16 protein-coding genes are annotated in these 19304 nt (G+C 63.1%); 6 read left to right on the top strand and 10 right to left on the bottom strand.

The features are described from left to right. Nucleotides 1-29: 29 nt before the first annotated feature. The 8 genes from ASD63_RS31725 to urtA form a co-directional block, all read right to left on the bottom strand. A complete protein-coding gene (locus ASD63_RS31725; protein ID WP_060530437.1) occupies nucleotides 30-605 on the bottom strand; it encodes a methyltransferase domain-containing protein in 576 nt (191 codons plus the stop codon). Between the two features lie 57 nt (nucleotides 606-662). Beyond that, complete coding sequence (locus ASD63_RS31720) at nucleotides 663-1289, bottom strand: Crp/Fnr family transcriptional regulator (RefSeq protein ID WP_049811029.1); 627 nt, start codon at nucleotides 1287-1289, stop codon at nucleotides 663-665. Between the two features lie 828 nt (nucleotides 1290-2117). Next, nucleotides 2118-2576, bottom strand: a complete 459-nt coding sequence (locus ASD63_RS31710) for an Rrf2 family transcriptional regulator (RefSeq protein WP_029742909.1) — start codon at nucleotides 2574-2576, stop codon at nucleotides 2118-2120. Between the two features lie 306 nt (nucleotides 2577-2882). Continuing rightward, complete coding sequence (gene urtE / locus ASD63_RS31705; RefSeq protein WP_029742910.1) at nucleotides 2883-3578, bottom strand: urea ABC transporter ATP-binding subunit UrtE; 696 nt, start codon at nucleotides 3576-3578, stop codon at nucleotides 2883-2885. Nucleotides 3579-3613: 35 nt separating this feature from the next. Next, entirely contained in the window at nucleotides 3614-4378 is a 765-nt protein-coding gene (gene urtD / locus ASD63_RS31700; RefSeq protein ID WP_060530435.1) for an urea ABC transporter ATP-binding protein UrtD, read from the bottom strand. 4 nt (nucleotides 4379-4382) lie between these two features. Further along, the gene (urtC, locus tag ASD63_RS31695) at nucleotides 4383-5543 is read right to left on the bottom strand and encodes an urea ABC transporter permease subunit UrtC (protein ID WP_034805744.1); all 1161 of its coding nucleotides are present in this window, start codon (nucleotides 5541-5543) and stop codon (nucleotides 4383-4385) included. After that, a complete protein-coding gene (gene urtB, locus ASD63_RS31690; RefSeq protein WP_060530434.1) occupies nucleotides 5540-7156 on the bottom strand; it encodes an urea ABC transporter permease subunit UrtB in 1617 nt (538 codons plus the stop codon). The genes urtC and urtB overlap by 4 nt, the downstream gene beginning before the upstream one ends. 170 nt (nucleotides 7157-7326) lie before the next feature. Beyond that, nucleotides 7327-8619 (bottom strand): urea ABC transporter substrate-binding protein, encoded by a 1293-nt coding sequence (gene urtA / locus ASD63_RS31685; RefSeq protein ID WP_060522006.1) that lies wholly within the window; start codon nucleotides 8617-8619, stop codon nucleotides 7327-7329. A 326-nt stretch (nucleotides 8620-8945) separates the two neighbouring features. Between urtA and ASD63_RS31680 the strand changes: the two genes are divergently transcribed. Continuing rightward, on the top strand, nucleotides 8946-10256 hold the full coding sequence (locus ASD63_RS31680) for an adenylate/guanylate cyclase domain-containing protein (protein ID WP_060522005.1): 1311 nt from the start codon (nucleotides 8946-8948) through the stop codon (nucleotides 10254-10256). Here ASD63_RS31680 and ASD63_RS31675 read toward each other — a convergent pair. Together ASD63_RS31675 and ASD63_RS31670 are read right to left on the bottom strand one after the other, a co-directional pair. Continuing rightward, entirely contained in the window at nucleotides 10243-12177 is a 1935-nt protein-coding gene (locus ASD63_RS31675; RefSeq protein ID WP_060530433.1) for a DUF5054 domain-containing protein, read from the bottom strand. The two genes, ASD63_RS31680 and ASD63_RS31675, sit on opposite strands and share 14 nt — an antisense overlap. Nucleotides 12178-12188: 11 nt before the next feature. Continuing rightward, the gene (locus ASD63_RS31670; RefSeq protein ID WP_029742798.1) at nucleotides 12189-13229 is read right to left on the bottom strand and encodes a LacI family DNA-binding transcriptional regulator; all 1041 of its coding nucleotides are present in this window, start codon (nucleotides 13227-13229) and stop codon (nucleotides 12189-12191) included. Nucleotides 13230-13461: 232 nt separating this feature from the next. On the opposite strand from ASD63_RS31670, the gene ASD63_RS31665 reads away from it, so the two are divergent. The 5 genes from ASD63_RS31665 (at nucleotide 13462) to ASD63_RS31645 (ending at nucleotide 19205) form a co-directional block, all read left to right on the top strand. Then, nucleotides 13462-14823: an extracellular solute-binding protein gene (locus tag ASD63_RS31665; protein ID WP_029742799.1), complete on the top strand. Its 1362-nt coding sequence runs from the start codon at nucleotides 13462-13464 to the stop codon at nucleotides 14821-14823. A gap of 115 nt (nucleotides 14824-14938) precedes the next feature. Then, nucleotides 14939-15847, top strand: a complete 909-nt coding sequence (locus tag ASD63_RS31660) for a sugar ABC transporter permease (RefSeq protein ID WP_060530432.1) — start codon at nucleotides 14939-14941, stop codon at nucleotides 15845-15847. Further along, nucleotides 15847-16677 (top strand): carbohydrate ABC transporter permease, encoded by an 831-nt coding sequence (locus ASD63_RS31655; RefSeq protein WP_029742802.1) that lies wholly within the window; start codon nucleotides 15847-15849, stop codon nucleotides 16675-16677. The genes ASD63_RS31660 and ASD63_RS31655 overlap by 1 nt, the downstream gene beginning before the upstream one ends. 13 nt (nucleotides 16678-16690) lie before the next feature. After that, nucleotides 16691-17794, top strand: a complete 1104-nt coding sequence (locus ASD63_RS31650; protein ID WP_029742803.1) for an ABC transporter ATP-binding protein — start codon at nucleotides 16691-16693, stop codon at nucleotides 17792-17794. Nucleotides 17795-17801: 7 nt separating this feature from the next. After that, complete coding sequence (locus tag ASD63_RS31645) at nucleotides 17802-19205, top strand: CehA/McbA family metallohydrolase (RefSeq protein ID WP_060530431.1); 1404 nt, start codon at nucleotides 17802-17804, stop codon at nucleotides 19203-19205. The last annotated feature ends 99 nt before the right edge of the window (nucleotides 19206-19304 follow it).

Below are 19304 nucleotides of genomic sequence, written 5' to 3'. Positions count from 1 at the left end.
CGCGCCGGCGGGAAACGGGGCCATCGCGCTCAGGCACTATTCCGGGAAATGCGATAGACGCTGGCAGGCGGCAGGTTGAGCGGCACCCAGCGCCGAAAGGAGGCCTTGAGCCCAAGCTCGCCCAGAACCTGGAGCGAGATCGGGCATCGCGGTCCATAGGTGAACTGGAACAGGCTTCCATCCTCGGCAAGGTGATGAAAGACCGAGGCGAGGATCGCCCGCACGGTCTGCGCCGGCATGGACAGAAGTGGCAGGCCGCTGATCGCCGCCCCGACGGACTTCACCGCCGGCAGGGCCAGGTGCTGGGCGTCGCCCTCGATCAGCGTCGCGCTCGGGAACCGCTCCCGCAGCAGCATAGCGAAAGCCGGATTGCGCTCCACCAGGATGAGATTGTCCTCGTAAACGCCGTTGCGAAGCAGTGCCCGCGTGAAGGCTCCGGTGCCAGGCCCAAGTTCGAGCACATTGCCGGAGAGCGGTCCGATCTCGGTGGTCATGGCGACCGCCAGCCGTCTGCTCGAAGGCGCGATCGCCGCGACCTCCAGCGGTCTAGCCGCCCAGGATCTGAGGAAGAGCAGGAAATCCGATGCCGCTTTCTGTTTGGTCAAGTCGCGCCTCCGTTGTTGCAACGGTGCCTGGTATCGCTCCTTGTCGGATGCCGCGCATTAACCCGGGTTAAGCCTGGTGTCGGCCTCCCCCCGCACTCGCTTGGCGATGCGGCTGAGGCCGACCGGGGTGATGCCGAGATAGCCGGCGAGGTCCTTCTGCGGCACCCGTGCGACCACCTCCGGTTCCTCGACGAGCAGTGCGCGATAGCGCTCCTCGGGATCAAGCGTCAGGAACTGGCGTTCACGGCGCTCCTTGCGCTCGGCAAGCATCATCAGCGCACTTCGGATCATCCGCGACCAGCCAAGGTCGGTGTCGGCCAGCGCCTGCAGCGTCACGAACGGAATTTTCTCGAGGCGGCTCTCCTCGACCGCAATTGCCGAAAAGCTCGCCCGCCCGGCGGGCACCAGCGCCGAGAGGCTCGCAAAGAACCGCCCTTCGATGGCGAAGGACTTGATCCACTCCTCGCCATTGGCACGCAGATAGGTGAGCTTCACCAGGCCGCGCTCGATCACATAGACATAGGGATGCGGCTCATCCTGATGGAAGATCGCTTCGCCAGCCCCCACGCTGCGCACCTGCATCGCCTCGGCCAGTCGCTCCGCCTGCGCCAGCGGATGCCGGGCGATGCGCTCGAACAGCGAAATCGCAGCGCCCTCTCCGCGCTTAACTTCGGTTAATGCCATCCCCGTCCTCCCGTTGCAGATTCGACTGCGCAACAACGGGAAATAGATCACATGGCACGCTACGTCGTCACCGGGGCAAGCTCGGGAATCGGCAGGGAGATCGCACTGCAACTGGCCGCGAGAGGGCACAATGTCTTAGCACTTGGCCGCGACCGGGAGCGACTGGAGGACTTGACGCTGCGAAACCGGAGGATCGAAACGCGGGTGCTCGATCTCTGCAATCGGGCCGCAACCATCGCCTGCGGAGCCAAGATGGCGGGCGATCCGATCGACGGTCTCATCAACAACGCGGCCATCCAGCACAATGTCCGATTCGACAACCCGCATTACGACGCCGGACAAATCGCGGACGAAGTCGATACCAATCTCGTCGCGCCGATGCTGCTGTCGCGGCTGCTTCTGCCGAAGACGCCCGGGCGCCCCTTCGTCATCGTCAATGTCGGCTCAGCACTCGCCCGTTATCCGAAATCGACGTCGGCGGTCTACAGCGCCACCAAGGCGGGGCTGCGCATGTTTTCGGATGCACTTTCCGTCCAGCACCAGGCAGGCGCAGTCAAAGTGGTTGATGTGGTGCTGCCGCTCGTCGATACCCCGATGACATCAGGGCGGGGAAAGGGCAAGGTCAGCGCGGCCTATGCGGCGAAGGAAATCCTGCGTGCGCTCGAGCCGGGCGCAACCCGCATCCATGTCGGCAAGGCGCGATTGCTGCGGCCTGCTCGAAATCATAGCGCCGCCTGCAGCCGCCGCGATCATCAGAAAGCTGTGACGCTGCAGTTCTCAAGCGGCATCTTGCGATCGCAGGCCCCACAGCGGGCCTTTGCGCGAAGGTTAGCCAGCCTCCGCGTCCCTCAAGGCGACGATCTCGGACGCGTTGTCGTTGGCGGCGAACTGCTCCAGCGTCATGTTGTCGAGGATCGAGGCGATCGCGTCGCGAACGTTGCTCATCGACTTGCGCACATGACAGTTGACCGGATCGGCACAGTCGTCGCAGGCCTCGAACGCGGTGCGGCTGGCGCAGCGGATCGGCGCCAGGGGACCGTCTAGCGTGCGGATGACCTGGCCGATGCGGATGTCGGAGGCTGGCCGGGAGAGCGAATAGCCGCCGCCCGGGCCCTTCTTCGAGCGCAGGATGCCGGCATTGCGCAGTTCGAGCAGGATCGCGTCCAGGAACTTTTTCGGAATATTGTTCCGCGTGGCGATCTCGGTGATGAAGGCGGTCTCTCCGGGCTCCAGTTGAGCCAGGTCGACAAGGGCCTTGAGCCCGTATTTTCCTTTTTTGGTCAACATGTCACTTCACTTTCCTGAACAAGGAAAGCCGCCACAACGCCCCTTCCCGCGGCATTTACCGGGGGTAACGGGTTGTGACGGCCGCACTCTTTCGCTTAGGATGTCCTACACCCAAACTGCACCATTCTCAATAAAATACGTCAGTTACTGCATAGATTTAGTGATTTTAGAAGGCGCTTTTATGGCAGGGGGAGAATTTCCGCTCCCTTGAGAAGGTGGCTTTGCCTCAAGAGCCAGCAGTCGCTTGCCTCGGACGCCGCGAAACCCGACGCCGGAGCACCGCAGGTGTAACTGTTCAGGATGCGATCACACCGTCAGATGGCGGCGCGCCTCTGATGTGTCCAGCGTTTCGGCTGCGCCCTCGTGGACCACAGCGCCCCGATCGAGGATGTAGACGTGGTCGGCGAGTTCGCGACAGAAATCGAGATACTGCTCGACCAAGAGGATCGCCATGCCGGTCGAATCCCTGAGATAGCGGATAGCCCGGCCGATATCCTTGATGATCGAGGGCTGGATGCCTTCGGTCGGCTCGTCGAGCACAAGGATCTTCGGTCGCGTCACCAGCGCTCGGCCGATCGCCAGTTGCTGCTGCTGACCGCCGGAGAGGTCGCCGCCACGGCGACCAAGCATCGAGCGCAACACCGGAAAGAGGTTGAAGACGTCCTCGGGTATCGAGCGGTCGCCGCGCTTCAGGGGCGCATAGCCGGTCTCCAGGTTCTCCTTGACCGTCAGCAGCGGGAAGATTTCACGCCCCTGGGGGACGTAGCCGATGCCTTCTTTTGCCCGCCGATAGGGCGCCATGCCGGCGAGTGCTGCGCCGTTGAAGTCGATCGCGCCGGCGCTGACCGGATGCTGACCGGTGATCGCCCGAAGCAGGCTCGACTTGCCGACGCCATTGCGCCCGAGCACGCAGGTGATCTTGCCCATCTCGGCCGTGATCGACACGTTTCGCAGCGCCTGCGCGGCGCCGTAGTGAAGATTGACGTTTTCGACGCTGAGCATGGCGCGCCCTCCGTTTGGATTTTCGGTGTGGGTCATCACCGGCCAAGGTAGTTCTCGATCACCTTCGGATCGCTGCTGACAAAGTCGATCGAGCCTTCCGCCAGCACCGCCCCTTCAGCAAGGCAGGTGACCTTGACGCCGAGTTCACGGATGAAGCCCATGTCGTGCTCGACAACCACGACCGATCGGGTCTTGGCGATCTCCTTCAGCAGGATGGCTGTCTCGGCAGTTTCCGCGTCGGTCATGCCGGCGACCGGTTCGTCGACCAGCAGCAGTTCCGGCTCCTGGGCAAGCAGCATGCCGATCTCCAGCCATTGCTTCTGCCCGTGCGAAAGGTTGGCGGCGAGATCGCTGCTGCGCGACGACATGCGGATGGTCGCAAGGATCTCCTCGATCCGAGCCTTGTCCGCTGCCGTCAGTCGGTAAAAGAGTGTCGGAAACACGCCGCGCTTGCGGTTGAGCGCCAGCTCGAGATTGTCCCAGACCGTGTGGCTTTCAAACACCGTCGGCTTCTGGAATTTGCGGCCGATGCCGAGCGAAGCGATCTCCGCCTCGTCCTTTTTCGACAGGTCGATCTCGCCCTTGAAGAACACCTGCCCCTCGTCCGGCCGCGTCTTGCCGGTGATGATGTCCATCATCGTCGTCTTCCCGGCGCCGTTCGGGCCGATGATCGCTCGTAGCTCGCCGGGTTCGATGACGAAGGAGAGCGCATTCAACGCCTTGAAGCCGTCGAAGGAGACGGAGACGCCGTCGAGATAGAGAAGGCTGGTCGGCTTGGTCTGCCCGATTGTCTGGTTCATGTCGTTACTCCGCCGCCATGGGTTCAACGGCCAGATTGTCCGGTGTTTCAGCCGCCCGCGTCTGACGCTCCGCACGCCGGCGGGCGAAGTACGCSCCAGCCGTTCCGACGACGCCCTTCGGCAGGAACAGGGTGACGAGCACGAAGAGGCCGCCAAGCGCAAAGAGCCAGAATTCCGGGAACGCTGCGGTGAAGATGCTCTTGCCGCCATTGACGAGAATGGCGCCGACGATCGGGCCAATCAGCGTGCCGCGCCCGCCGACCGCCGTCCAGATCACCACTTCGATCGAATTGCCGGGCTCGAACTCGCCGGGATTGATGATGCCGACCTGGGGCACATAGAGCGCGCCGGCAATGCCGGCCATCATCGCCGATAGGGTGAAGGCAAAGAGCTTGATGTGCTCGACCCGGTAGCCGAGGAAGCGCGTCCGGCTTTCCGCGTCGCGGACTGCCACGAGCACCTTGCCGTACTTGGAACGCACGATCGCCGACGTCAGGATCAGGCAGAGCGCCAGCATCAGCGCCGAGGCAGCGAACAAGGCGGCACGCGTGCCGTTAGCCTGGATGTTGAAGCCGAGGATGTCCTTGAAGTCGGTGAGGCCGTTGTTGCCGCCGAAGCCCATGTCGTTGCGGAAGAACGCAAGCAGCAGCGCGTAGGTCATCGCCTGAGTGATGATCGAGAGATAGACGCCGTTGACCCGCGAGCGGAAGGCGAACCAGCCGAAGACGAAGGCGAGCAGCCCCGGGACAAGGACCACCATGAGCGCGGCAAACCAGAACATGTCGAAGCCATGCCAGAACCACGGCAGCTCCTTCCAGTTGAGGAACACCATGAAATCCGGCAGCAGCGGGTTACCATAGGAGCCGCGCGCCCCGATCTGGCGCATCAGGTACATGCCCATGGCGTAACCGCCGAGCGCGAAGAAAGCCGCATGCCCGAGAGAAAGGATGCCGCAGAAACCCCAGACGAGATCGAGCGCCAGCGCCAGCAGCGCATAGGTCAGGTACTTGCCGAACAGCGACACAAGATAGGTCGGCACGTGCAGTGGATGATCGGGCGCGGTCAAAAGGTTGAGCGCCGGGACAAGCATGGCGAGGCCGACAAGGATCGCAACGGCGATCAGAATGCTGCGGTCGAACGACCGCATCAGAAATGACGTGATCATGCTTCCACCGCCCTTCCCTTGAGCGCGAAGAGGCCGCGCGGTTTCTTCTGGATGAAGAGGATGATCAGCACCAGCACGAGGATTTTGCCGAGCACCGCGCCGGCATAGGGTTCCAGGAACTTGTTGAGGATGCCGAGCGAGAAGGCGCCGACGAGCGTGCCCCAGAGATTGCCGACGCCGCCGAAGACGACGACCATGAAGCTGTCGATGATGTAGCCCTGGCCGAGATTGGGCGAGACGTTGTCGATCTGCGAGAGCGCCACGCCCGCCATGCCGGCGATGCCGGAGCCGAGCGCGAAGGTGAGCGCGTCCACCCAGGGGGTGCGGATGCCCATCGACGACGCCATGCGCCGGTTCTGGGTTACGGCCCGCATCTTAAGGCCCATCGACGTCCTCTTGAGCAGGAACAGCAGCGCCGCAAATACCGCCAGCGCGAAAACGATGATCCACAGGCGGTTCCAGGTGATGGTCAGCCCGCCAAACTCGAAGGCGCCGGACATCCACGAGGGATTGCCGACCTCTCGATTGGTCGGCCCGAAGATCGAGCGCACCGCCTGCTGCAGGATCAGCGAGATGCCCCAGGTGGCAAGCAGCGTTTCGAGCGGTCGCCCGTAGAGAAAGCGGATGACGCCGCGCTCGATTGCAAGGCCAACCGCGCCGGTCACGAGAAAGGCGAGCGGCAGCGCGATCGCCAGCGACCAGTCGAAGAGGTCAGGATAGGAATTGCGCACCACCTCCTGCACCAGGAAGGTCGTGTAGGCGCCGAGCATGACCATCTCGCCATGGGCCATGTTGATGATGCCCATGACGCCGAAGGTGATGGCAAGGCCGATCGCCGCCAGCAAGAGGACCGAGCCGAGCGACAGGCCGTACCAAATGTTCTGGCCGGCGCTCCAGAAGGCCTGGGTCTGCTCGATCCGGGCGATCGCGGCCTCGATATCGGGTTTAAGGGAAGCATCGGCTGTGGCCAGAGCGGAGGTCAGAACGGCAAGGCCGTTTCGCCCGTTACCTTCGGCAAGCAGCGCGATCGCCTGACGCTTCTGATCGTCCGGGCGATCCGAGACGAGCAGCGTCACCGCGCGGGCCTCATCGAGAACCTTGCGCACGGTCCCGTCTTTCTCGGCCGCGATCGCCGTTTCGATCGCCTCGAGCGCATCGGCATTCGGCGTCTGCAGCATGGATTGCGCCGCCTTTATGCGCGCACTGGTATCGTCGCTGAAGAGCGTGAGACCTCCGAGCGCGCTGCGAACCGCGCGACGCACCGCATTGTTGACCTTGACCTTCTGCATCGCCGCCTTCGGTGCCGCTCCGGCGTCAGCCCCGGTCACGGGATCGACGAGCAGCAGGTCTGCGCCCTGCGCCTTGACCAGAAAGACCTTGCCGTCGGACTTGCGCTGATAAAGTTCCCCCTCGCCCAGCGCCTCAAGCACCGGAATGACCTTCGCGTCGCCGGTCTTGGCCAGCGCCGTTATGTGGTCGTCCATTTCGGAAAGCTTAGCGCTGCCCAGCTGATCGATCAGCGGGCCGAGGTCTTCGGCTGCGCGAGAACCGACCACATGGGCCGATATCACCAGACACAGCGCAACGAACAGGATCTGCAGAATTCGGTACATGGCCCCCTCATCCGGGTCGGTCATGCGGCGCATGCACAAACCCGTCATAGCCCAAGCAAGCTCCCTTCGCTCGTGCGCGCCGCCGAACGAAGGGCATGCTTGCCTCAAGTTTTCGTCATGCAATCACTGTCCGGGCGGCAAGCCGCCCGGTCTATGACTAGGTGATGAAATCAGGAACCCTTGCCGCCGCACTTGCCGGTGGCGACGTTGAAGTTGCCGCAGGACATCGGCGCGCGCCAATCGGAGATCAGGTCCTTGGAGTCCGGCAGATAATCGGACCATTCGTCGCCGACGACGAGGCCGGGTGTTTCCCAGACGGTCTCGAACTGGCCGTCGCCCTGGATCTCGCCGATCAGCACCGGCTTGGTAATGTGGTGGTTCGGCATCATCGTCGAGTAGCCGCCCGAAAGATTGGGGACGGAGACGCCGATCATCGCGTCGAGAACGGCGTCCGTATCGGTCGTGCCGGCCTTTTCGACCGCCTTCAGCCACATGTTGAAGCCGATGTAATGCGCTTCCATCGGATCGTTGGTCACGCGCTTGTCGTTCTTGGTATAGGCCTTCCAGGTCTTGATGAACTCGGCATTGGCGGGTGTGTCGACCGACTGGAAATAGTTCCAGGCCGCCAGATGCCCCACGAGCGGCGTGGTATCGAGCCCGGCGAGTTCCTCTTCGCCGACCGAGAAGGCGACGACCGGAATATCCTCCGCCTTGACGCCCTGGTTCGCCAGTTCCTTGTAGAACGGCACGTTGGCGTCGCCATTGATGGTCGAGACCACGGCGGTCTTCTTGCCGGCCGAGCCGAACTTCTTGATGTCAGAAACGATGGTCTGCCAATCGGAATGACCGAAGGGCGTGTAGTTGATCATGATGTCCTCGGGCTTCACGCCCTTGGAGATCAGATAAGCTTCGAGGATCTTGTTGGTCGTGCGTGGATAGACATAGTCGGTGCCCGCGAGCACCCAACGCTCGACGCTCTCGTTTTCCATCAGATAGTCGACGGCCGGGATCGCCTGCTGGTTCGGCGCCGCCCCGGTGTAGAAGACGTTGCGCTGGCTTTCCTCGCCCTCATACTGGACGGGATAGAAAAGGATCGAGTTCAACTCCTCGAACACCGGCAGAACCGACTTGCGCGATACCGAGGTCCAGCAGCCGAAGACCGCCGAGACTTTGTCGACCGAAACCAGTTCGCGCGCCTTTTCAGCAAAGAGCGGCCAGTCGGACGCGGGATCGACGACGACGGCCTCGAGCTTCTTGCCGAGCAGGCCGCCCTTCTTGTTCTGCTCGTCGATCAGCATCAGCATGGCGTCCTTCAGCGTCGTCTCGGAGATCGCCATGGTGCCGGAAAGCGAATGCAGGATGCCGACCTTGATCGTGTCGTCAGCGGCGAAAGCGCCGCTGAAAGCCGTCGTCGACAGGATGGCGGCTAGGAATGCGCCGGTCACGCTTGTCTTGATAGTCATCTGATGGAACCCCTCTCGTTCTGGAGCAACTGGCCTTTCGGTGCTTCTGGCCGCTGCTTAAGGGGATCATCGGACGGCCACGCTGCACTGCACATACGTCATTCTACGTAGGCGCCGGGGGCAAAGAGGAACGCGATTGATAACCTGGTCGCGGGCGGCTGCAGCGCAGCGATGGTATCTTTCTTGACCTTCCCATCGTTGGAAGCCCTAGAACCTAATCTGGCCGCAGGTCAGCGGGCTTGCGGCCACGCCACATATTCGACGCGAATCGACTGGTAGCAGAGCGGCTATCGCCGGCCGTCGACGCAGGGGGAATGCCGAAAGACATGACGTCCTCACTTCATCCGCATTGGGATACGGCCCGGGAGAAGCGTTCGCTCACCCTGCGCTTCGTTGCTTTCGCAATCCTGCTGGCAAGTCTGCTGCTCGGCGGCAACGCGGGCGCGGAACGCATGCACGCGGTCGTCGTCGTCAGCTATCTCGCCATCAGCGTGGCGTCGGTGGCAACGGCGCGCTATCTGCCCGGCCGCTCCTGGCTGACGACCCTCTTCGTCGTTCTCGATGCGCTCTTGGTCGCGCTGCTGCTCTACGCCCATATTCTGGCCGGCCCGGTGACAGCGAACCACAATCTGACGACGACCAGCCTCGTCGTCGCCTTCATCCTGCTCGTCCATGTCGGACTCAAGCTGGAGCGACGCCTGGTCCTCCTCTTTTCCGCCATCGTGCTCATAGCCTGGGTGACGATGCTGGCGATGACGGCTGCAAGGCACGATGCCTCCGGACCGCTTTCGCTGCTCGGGGCATTCTTCAACCAGGATCTCGGCCTGACCGTGAGCTTCGGCTTCACCGCCTTTGCCATCTATCTTCTTGCGCGCGACCACGACCGGACGCGCAAGGAAGCCTTGAAGGCCGACCAGCGGCGACAAAATCTCTCGCGCTTCTTCTCGCCGCTAGTCGTTTCCGCCCTGCAGGAGAAAGGCGATGTGCTCGGGCTGGAGCGACGCAGCGCCGCGATCATGTTCGTGGACCTGCGTGATTTCACCCGTTTTGCCGAGGCGGCACCGGCGCCTGAGCTCGCCTTCGTGCTCGCCGAATATCGCCAACTCGTCTCGCAGACGATCTTCGAACACGGCGGCACCGTCGACAAGTTCATCGGCGATGGGGTGATGGCGGTCTTCGGCCAGCCGAGACCGAAGGAAGACGACGCCGACAGGGCACTTGCCTGCGCGCTCGATCTCGTCGACATCCTCACGGATTGGAAGAACCACAACGCGCGCAACAACCACCCGGCCCTCGATGCCGGCATCGGCCTGCACTATGGCACGGTCGTCGGCGGCGTTCTCGACAGCGGCTGCCACAGCGAGTTCACCGTCATCGGCGACGCCGTCAACGTGGCCCAGCGCCTGGAATCCATGACCAAGACGCTGCAGGTGCCGCTTGTCGTCTCCGCCTCGTTGATGTGCCGGCTTCAAGCTCCAGCACCTGAAGCCGCATGGATATCGCACGAGGCGGTCGTGCTGCCAGGTCGTCGCCTTCCGGTCGACATCTGGTGTCTTCACCGGGAGACCGGCTCAGCCCACCCGAACGAGGACGAGCCTTCCGTCGCTCCGCAGCCGCTGACGATCACCGACCGCTGAAGCTAAGCTTGAAGCGCGTGGTGAAATCACCGCCCCACCACATGGGGAAGTTGGTGCCCCATTTGTTGTTGTGGATGTTGAAGCGGACACCGGCGGAATAGTCAGGCAGGTCCTTGCAGAAGGCCATGAACGGCCAGGACTGCGGCGCCACCAGCGCCGTGTCGAGGTTTTCGACCATCAGCTCGACGCCCGGTTCCGAGCGCCCCCTCACCGCCGTGACCGCCTGCAGCTGTGCACCGCCCGCGCGGGCGAAATTGTCGGTGGCGTGCCAGTGCCCCATCTTGCACACATCCCAGGCGGAACGTCCCTCGGGCGTGAACGACAGAAAACTCGCTTCCGGCATACGGTTGGCGTTCTTGCCATAGAGGGACAGCCGGACATCGGGCCCGTCCTTGCCGGCGGAAAATTCGATGGCGATTTCGGCAGGCGCGCCCAATTGCTCCACCGCTTCTGCCGGCATGACTGCAAGGACGGATGTTGCGGTCGTGCCGTAGAGCTTGGGCGCGTAGGCCTGCGAGCGCGCTTCCGCAACCTTCGCAAGCCCAGGCTTGTCGTGGTCGAGCACCGCCCAATCCATCCAATGTGTAAGGTACGTATCCATGTGGCGGCGAACGTCGCCGGCGTCATAGCTTTCGTAGCGATAGGCGATCAGCGAACCGTTGGCGCCACGGACCGTCCGACCGTCGGGCGCAGTCAGCGCGGAAACGTCGCCGGTTACCGGATCAAGCTCGATGATCCAGCCGCCGACATCGAGCCGCGTAGCAGCCTCGGTCGCCTCGGGCCGTGATGGAACGGCAATCTCGGCAAGGGCCGCCTCGGCGCGGACCGCATCCTCGCCGTCCAGCTCTGCAACCGCCTGGTCGAGATAGGCCCGCTGCTCCGCCCAGGACGCTTCGGTATAGTGGAAGCGAGGATCAGTCTTTCGCGCCGCCTCGAAGGCGGGGCGTGCCCAGGCCTTCTCGTCGCGCAGGAAGGATTTGATGTCGACGCCGCAGGTGTGTTCGGCGACCAGCGCCAGCTTGCGGCCGAAGGCCTGGCGGCTTGTGGTCATCCGCTCGCCGGCAAATTGGTCGTAAAGCCGCTGCAGCGCCAGATAGCGGGCGATCTTTTCCGGATCGGTGCCGCTGCCGTGGATCCAGCTGTCGCCGAGTTCCTTTTCCACCACCGGGAAACGCTCGCGCGCCTCCCAAATAAGCTTGCCGTAGTCCTCCAGTGTCGCCGCGCGCACGGCGGCACCTGGCTCGTGTTTCAGGATCTCGCGATAGGCTTCGGCCGTCTGCGACACGCTCTGCGGGCCGATGTTGTCGCTGGTATGGGCGAAGCTCAAGCCGTCGGAGAGACCCTCGGGGAAATAGGTCTCGCCATAGGAGCGCTGGTACATGACGACGATTTCCTCGCCGCCCGCCGCTCGCCAGCGAAAAATATCCGGGATTTCCGGCGGCGGCGAAGCGGAGTTCACGCCGATATGCAGGAAGCGCACGCCGGCTTCGGCCAGCAGCGGCACCATGCCGAGCGTATGGCCGGGCACATCGGTCATCTTGGCGGCGATCGTCTTCAGACCGAAGCGATGGTCCAGCTCCTGAGCATAGGAAAGCCCCGCCTTGAAAAGATCCGGCGACATCAGCTCCGTATGGGTGGTGAAGGGCAGCGCGTGCCAGCGGATCAGGCCGCGCTCGATCGCCTGCTCAAGGCGGGCGACCTCTTCCTTCGAGCGAGAATTCAGGTGATCCCAGATCAGCCAGGCGCCCGTCGTCCAGACGAACAGCGGCTCGTGCGGGTTCTCGTTGTAGAAGTGCGCGCCGGTCTCGATCGCCTGCGGGATGAAGCGCTCGTGATACTGCTTTCGGATCTTCTCGGCGTGATCGGTAAAGCCGATGTCGAGATGGGTCTTGAAGACGACGTGGATGCGTTTTTCGGTCATGTTCGCTACCTTCAGCCGACGGTGCCCCGCACGATCAGGCGGGTGTTGAGTGTCTCGGTAAACGGCTCGGCATCGGGCGCACGAAGCCGCATCAGGATGAGGCGGACGAGCGCACGCACGCGCTCTTCGAGGTCGATGCGCACGGTGGTGAGGTTGTAGCTCTTCCAGTGCGCCTGCGGGATGTCGTCGAAACCGACGACCTTGACGTCCTCAGGCACGGAAAGCCCGAGCTCGTGGCGCAGCGCGTCGATCGCGCCGAAGGCGCCGACGTCATTGGCCGCAAAGATCGCATCGGCACCTTCGCCGATGCGGAACAGATCGAGCGTCGCCTGGTAGGCGGTGTCGTAGGTGTAATCGCCGGCAAGCACGATCGGCGCATCCATGCCGCGCTCCGCGAGCGTCTCCTTCAGTGTGCGCTCGCGCTCGGCATTGGCGAGCGACTGCGCCTTGCCGCCGAGATAGGCGATGCGGCGCGCGCCATAGCCCTGAAGCAGGGCCACCGCCTGCTCGATGCCGTTTTTCTGCCGGACGAGCAGGCGGTCATAGAGCGTACCGGATGCGGCGCCTGCAAACTGCTTCACGTCGTCGTAGATCACGTAGATCGGCACCGCGCGGTCGAGAAAGCCGCAGAGCACATCGGGCAGGATGTTCTCGGTAAAGGCGATCACGGAATCCGGATTGAAGCCGCGCATGTAGGTGAGCAGGCGCGGATCCATGCTGAAATCAGCCTTGGCCTTGAAGAGCAGCGTCGCGAAGCCCTCCGCCTGCAGCGCCGTCGTCAACGCGTCGATCTCCTGGCTCTCCCAGGGGCTGCAGACGTCGGGCACGATCATGCCGACGAGATGCGAGCGACCGGTCACCAGCGAGCGTGCCGCCATGTCGGGCGTGTAGTTCAGCTCCCGCGCCACCTGCAGGATGCGGTCGCGCTTTTCCGGCTTCAGCGACGCATTCGGATTGAAGGCCCGCGAGACCGCCACACGGGAAACATTGGCCTCGCGCGCCACCTGGTCTGCGGTGGCTCGGGCAGCTTTCTTGTCGGCGCGCTCGTTCATCTATCCGTCACAAAATGAAAACGTGTTCATTCACAAAAGAGAGCAACGCGACGATTTCGTCAAGCGGAATAGGTATTCCGCCGATTTTTACCAACGGAACACATGATCCATGTTGACAAAGATGAAAGCGTGTTCATTCTTGACCGTCGTCGAGACGCCGGACCTGGAGGAGGGACGGACTGTCGCAGCCAGACACATAGGTCCTTGAGTGGATCGACCGGGAGGAGAAAACATGCGTACCAGGTTTCATTCCCTATTGCTCGGCGCAGCCGCGGCCATCGCCTTTGCAGCACCAGTGAGCGCCACCGAACTCAACATCACCTGCCGCTGCATCATCGGCGGCGTAAACAGCGGCATGGCCGAGTGGATCGAAAAGAAGGTCATTCCGGCCTTTACCGAGAAGATGAAGGCCGAAGGCAAGGACGTCACCGTCAAGCTCACCCAGTTCGGCGGCGAGGACGAGCAGCTGACGCAGCAGCTCGCGCTCGATTTCTCCACCGGCGCCGGCCCTGATGTCTCCGGCTTCGACGGCTTCCTGATCCCGAGCTTCGTCCAGGGCAATCTCCTGAAGTCGCTCGAGGAAGTGGCCGGCCCAGACGTTCCGAAGTGGGAGGGCTGGCAGCATATCTCCGACGGCACCAAGGCGCTGATGAGCTACCAGGGCAAGCCCTATGGCATCGCGCTCGGCACCGACGCCCGCATGATCTTCGTGCGCAAGGACCTCTTCAAATCGGCTGGGCTCGATGCCGACAGCTGGCAGCCGAAGTCCTGGGATGAGTTGCTCGACGCCGCCCGCAAGATCAAGGCGGCCGCCCCCGACAGCTTCCCGTTGCAGCTCAACGCCGGCGTCTCCATGGGCGAGGCGACCACGATGCAGGGCTACTGGATGGCGCTGCTCGGCACCGGCGAACAGGTCACCGACGACAGCGGCAAATATATCGTTTCGAGCCAGGGCATCCTCGACACGCTGAAGCTCTACAAGACCATCTATGTCGACGACAAGCTCGGCGACCAGCGCGCGCAGCTGCTTGCCGACGGCCGCAACCGCACCTTCGCCAATTTCCGCGATGGCAAGACGGCGATGCTCGTCGAGGGCGACTGGTTCTATCGCTCGGTCACAGCGCCCGGCGCCGAATTCGCCGTCGCCGATCGCGACAACACCATGACCTGGAAGAAGATGCCCGCCGCAGCACCCGGAAAGGGCTTACGCGGCCAGGATTTCGTCACGATGTCCGGCGGCACCGGCTTCGTCATCAATCCGCATACGGACGCGCCTGCCGAATCCTGGGCGCTGCTCTCGTTCATGAACAGCAAGGAGCAGCTCGACGCGTTCCAGGAAATCCAGCCCGCCATCCGCATCCGCGACGACGTGGCGATCCCGAACTCGCCGTTCCTGACGGAAACGGCAACGACGCTGCTGCCGATCACCACGGCCCGTCCGAACGACGCCAATTACAACAAGGTCTCGACCGAGATCCAGCGCATGACCGAAAGCGTCGTTTCCGGCGAGCTCTCGCCTGAGGACGCGATGGCCCAGTACAAGGCGGCCGTCATCGCCATCGTCGGTGAAGAAAACACCGTCAGCACGCTCTAAAGCCAATGCGGGATGCGGCCGCAACGAGGCCCCCTCCCGCTTCGATCCAACGACAGAGCGCCCGGCTGCCATCCGTGGCCGGGCTCCCGATCCAGGATATGGGCATGAAACGCGCATGAAGAAATTCTCCCTGCTTTCGACGCGCGCCGGCGCGATTTTTCTGGCACCGGCCACGGCCCTCGTCGGGGTCTTCGTCATCGTTCCCTTCTTCTGGGTGATTTTCGTTTCCTTCACCAACCGCACACTGCTCGGCCGCACGGCCGTCGACCCCGATTTCGTCGGCCTGCAGAACTATTTCGCGCTCTTCAATCCGGCGACCTTCTTTACCCGCGGCCAGTTCGGCTTTTCGCTGATCCTGACGATCCAGTTCGTGCTGCTCTCGGCGCTGATCGGCCAGGCGCTGCTCGGGCTGCTGCTCGCCTGGCTCAGCCAGACGGTCACGCCGACGCTCAAATCCTTCCTGCAGACCGCGGTCATCGCCGCCTGGATCCTGCCGGAGGTGGTGATCGGCTTTGCCTGGTTCGCCTTCCTCGACTATGACAACGGCACGCTCAACATGATCCTGCGCGGCCTCGGTCTGCCGCCGGGCGACTGGCTGCTGCAACAACCGTTCTGGGTGATCGTGTTTTTCAACACCTGGCGGGGCGCCGCCTTCTCGATGATGCTGTTCAACTCGGCCTTCCAGTCGATCCCGCCGAGTTACTTCCAGGCAGCCGATGTCGCCGGCGCCACCTCGTGGCAGAAGCTGCGCGACATCGCGCTGCCGCTGATCCGCGGCCATGTCGTCACCGACCTCATCCTCATCACCATGTGGACCTTCAACGTCTTCACGCCGTTCCTGCTCACCCATGGCGGGCCGTCCTATCGCACCGAGATCCTGTCGATTTACACCTACCGCATCGCGTTCAAGGATTTCGAGTTCGGCAAGGGCGCTGCCGTCGGCGTGGTCATCATGCTGATCAATCTCGCCTTCGCGCTCATCTATCTTCGCCTTGCCCACAAGAAGCCGGTGGAGGCGGAATGATGCAGAAGACTCAGAACATCTTCGTGCGGCGCGCGATCTTTGCCGCCGCCGCCACCTTCCTCGGAACGATCTTCGCACTGCCGCTCGTCTGGTTCATCTTTGCACCCTTCAATGCCCGTGCCGAACTCGGCCTTGCCATCCCCTCGCCCTTCACGCTTTCGAATTTTGCCACCGTCTTCCAGAACACCTTCGCGATGCAGGCGCTGCTGAACAGTCTCATCCAGGCGGCGGGCGGCGTGGTGCTGGTCGGCGCGGCGGCGACGCTTGCGGCCTATGCCCTCTCGCGCTCACCGATCCCGGGCAAGGGCGCCGTCACCTATATCCTGCTGCTCTTCTCGTCGGTCGTTTCAGGCTCGGCGGCGATGGTGCCGATTTTCCTCATCATCTCCGCGGCAGGCCTGATCGACACCCATCTTGCCGTCATTCTCGTCTTTGCCGGCGGGCTGTTGCCGACAGCGATGTTCATTCTTCGCGATTTCATCGACGCCATCCCGCGCTCCTATGAGGAGAGCGCGATGGTCGCCGGCGCCTCTCCGCTCCAGGCGTTCTTCGATGTGGCGCTGCCGGTCATCCGGCCGGGCATCGTCGTGGTTGTCGTCTGGGCCTTCGTCAACATCTGGGGCAGCTTCCTCATCCCCTTCATCCTGTTGCGCAGCGACAAGCTGATGCCGGCATCCGTCGCCATCTACTCCTTCTACTCGGAAGCCGGCACGCCGATCGTCACGCTGCTGGCCGCCTATTCGCTGATCTATTCGCTGCCGGTCATCGCCCTCTATCTCTTCGTGAATTGGAAATTCGGTTTCCGGTTCTTTGGTGGCATCAAGTCGTAATCGGAAACCCGTCATGGCCTCTGTCGAATTCCAGAACATCTCCAAGACCTTCGGCGCCTTCGTCGCCGTGCCCGACATCAGCTTCCAGATCGCCGACGGCGAGTTCATCTGCCTGCTCGGTCCGTCGGGCTGCGGCAAGACGACGAGCCTGCGCATGATCGCAGGTCTCGAAACGCCAACCTCTGGCCGGGTGATGATCGGCGGCCGCGACGTCACCTACCTGCATCCGAAGGACCGCGGCATCTCCATGGTCTTTCAGGACTATGCGCTCTACCCGCACATGAACATCGCCGACAACATCGCCTATCCCTTGAAGGTGCGCGGCGAGCAGGAGACCAAGCGCCACGCCCGCGCCAAGGAAGTGGCCGACGTCCTCAAGATCGGCGACCTGATGAAGCGGCTGCCGAGCCAGATCTCCGGCGGCCAGCAGCAGCGCACGTCGCTGGCACGTGCGCTCGTCTATCCGAGCGAGGTCTATCTTTTCGACGAACCGCTTTCGAACCTCGATGCCAAGCTGCGGCTCGAAGCGCGCGGCTTCCTCAACCACCTGCAGCGCGACATGGGCATGACCGCCGTCTATGTCACGCACGACCAGGCCGAAGCCATGGCGCTCGCAACCCGCATCGCCGTCATGGACAAGGGCCGGATCGTGCAGTTCGCGCCGCCGATCGAGATTTACCGCCGGCCCGCAACGACCTTCGTCGCCAACTTCGTCGGCAATCCGCCGATGAACCTCGTCCCCGTCGAAGCATCCATCGGCGATGGCGCCCTGCACCTGCGCGCCGATGGCCTGAAGCTCGCACCGATCGCGCTCACCGACGCCATCGCCAAGGCGGCGAAATCAGCCAGGATGACACTCGGTGTCCGCCCCGAACATTTGCGTATCGCGGCCGCAGGCGACCTGAACGTGGTTTCCGGCGAACTCTTCGCCAACGAGAACATGGGGCCGGAGAGCCTCGTCACGTTGGAGCGCGGCGACAACGGTCGCGTCACCGCGCGCATCTTCACCGACGACGAGATCAAGGTCGGAACCTCAGTCCATCTCGCCTTCGACGCCAGGCACATCACCCTCTTCGATGACAGCAGCGCCCGCATTCCCGCGGCAGACGAGCGCTGAGGCCGCCATGCAGGAATTTGCCGTGCGCATCACCCGTAAGCATCAGGCGGCCGATCCCTATTTCTATCTGCCCTTCGAGGTGCCCGAAGGTGTAACGCGCATCGACGCGACGCTCAGCTATCCGAAGTCAGAGGCATGCATCATCGATCTCGGCGCGCTTGATCCGCGGGCGACCGAGTATCCGACCGGCCAGGGTTTTCGCGGCTGGAGCGGTGGCGCGCGTGACCGTTTCTTCATCGCTACCGACGACGCCACGCCCGGCTACATTCACGGCGAGATGCCGCCCGGCCAGTGGAAGGTGATGCTCGGCCTCTACAAGATCCCCGAAGAAGGCGCCGAGATTCGCGTGACGGTCGATTTCGACAGAAGCCCGCGCTCCATCGTGCCGCAGCCGGAAAGAACGTTCCCCGTGCGCAAACAGTCCGGATGGTATCGCGGCGATCTGCACTGCCACACCTTCCACTCGGATGCGGCTGGCTCGCCCGAACTGCTGCACGCCGCCGCCAAACAGGCGGGTCTCGATTTTCTTGCGGTCGCCGACCACAACACCATCACCCAGCGGCGCTACTTCCATCCGCATTCCTCCGCCGACCTCATCTTCATCCGCGCCATGGAAATCACCACCGCCGTCGGCCACGCCAATGTCTTCGGCGTCGACGATTGGGTCGATTTTCGCATGACGAAGCCGGAGCATGCCCGCACGCTCGCGAGCATGGTGCATGAGCGCGGCGGCCTGCTCTCGGTCAACCACGACAAGCCGACCATCCCCTGGGACTACGAACTGCCTGAGATCGACTGCATGGAGGTCTGGCAATCCCATTGGCTCGCCTGGAACTGGGTGTCGCTCGAGCGCTACCAGCAGCGCCTCGCCTCGGGCCTGAAGATCTCCGCCATCGGCGGCAGCGACTTCCACCAACCGGCGCGGCTATTGCCGGAGGGACCGCTGGTGCTCGCCCGCCCGACGACGGTGCTCTGGCTCAATGAACTCTCCGAAGACGCCGTGCTCGCCACGATGAGATCGGGCCACGGCTACGTGACGGAAAGCCCCACCGGCCCGCATCTCGAACTGATCGCCAACGGCCAACCGATGGGATCGACCGTGGTTGGCCCAGTGACCGCAGAGGCCTTGGCTCGCGGCGCCAAGGGCGACCGGCTGCTGTGGCTAGACGCTTCCGGCATCGTCGGTGAAGAGACCATCGAAGCTGACGACTGGACCGCCCACTATGCCGGTTCGCCCGATCGGTTCCTGCGGACCGAAATCGCCGCGGCCGCCAACCGGAGCGCGATCGTCGAGACATTCCGGGAGGCCCTCCACGGCAAAAATTTGCCCTGGGCGCTCTCGGAGGACGATCTCTCGAAACAGACGATCCGCCGGGCCATCAGCAATCCGATCTATTGCCGGCCCAACTGACGGCCGCTGCACTCCGCAACTGATCTCATTCTCAAAGTATGGGGCATCCGATTTCGGCACGCTCATATTTTCCGCTTTACCGACACATTTTACGATTGC

The organism is Ensifer sp. Root558 (genome assembly GCF_001427045.1).
Classification (GTDB): Bacteria; Pseudomonadota; Alphaproteobacteria; order Rhizobiales; family Rhizobiaceae; genus Ensifer; species Ensifer adhaerens.
Note: the sequence above shows the minus strand (reverse complement) of the source record. Positions and strands in the feature narration are given on the sequence as shown.

Coding starts and splice junctions, on each gene's coding strand:
- ASD63_RS31680 (WP_060522005.1), top strand. CDS start 8,946: ATGACGTCCTCACTTCATCCGCATTGGGATACGGCCCGGGAGAAGCGT.
- urtD (WP_060530435.1), bottom strand. CDS start 4,378: ATGAACCAGACAATCGGGCAGACCAAGCCGACCAGCCTTCTCTATCTC.
- ASD63_RS31645 (WP_060530431.1), top strand. CDS start 17,802: ATGCAGGAATTTGCCGTGCGCATCACCCGTAAGCATCAGGCGGCCGAT.
- ASD63_RS31665 (WP_029742799.1), top strand. CDS start 13,462: ATGCGTACCAGGTTTCATTCCCTATTGCTCGGCGCAGCCGCGGCCATC.
- ASD63_RS31720 (WP_049811029.1), bottom strand. CDS start 1,289: ATGGCATTAACCGAAGTTAAGCGCGGAGAGGGCGCTGCGATTTCGCTG.
- ASD63_RS31710 (WP_029742909.1), bottom strand. CDS start 2,576: ATGTTGACCAAAAAAGGAAAATACGGGCTCAAGGCCCTTGTCGACCTG.
- ASD63_RS31655 (WP_029742802.1), top strand. CDS start 15,847: ATGCAGAAGACTCAGAACATCTTCGTGCGGCGCGCGATCTTTGCCGCC.
- ASD63_RS31660 (WP_060530432.1), top strand. CDS start 14,939: ATGAAGAAATTCTCCCTGCTTTCGACGCGCGCCGGCGCGATTTTTCTG.
- urtB (WP_060530434.1), bottom strand. CDS start 7,156: ATGTACCGAATTCTGCAGATCCTGTTCGTTGCGCTGTGTCTGGTGATA.
- urtA (WP_060522006.1), bottom strand. CDS start 8,619: ATGACTATCAAGACAAGCGTGACCGGCGCATTCCTAGCCGCCATCCTG.
- ASD63_RS31670 (WP_029742798.1), bottom strand. CDS start 13,229: ATGAACGAGCGCGCCGACAAGAAAGCTGCCCGAGCCACCGCAGACCAG.
- urtE (WP_029742910.1), bottom strand. CDS start 3,578: ATGCTCAGCGTCGAAAACGTCAATCTTCACTACGGCGCCGCGCAGGCG.
- ASD63_RS31650 (WP_029742803.1), top strand. CDS start 16,691: ATGGCCTCTGTCGAATTCCAGAACATCTCCAAGACCTTCGGCGCCTTC.
- ASD63_RS31675 (WP_060530433.1), bottom strand. CDS start 12,177: ATGACCGAAAAACGCATCCACGTCGTCTTCAAGACCCATCTCGACATC.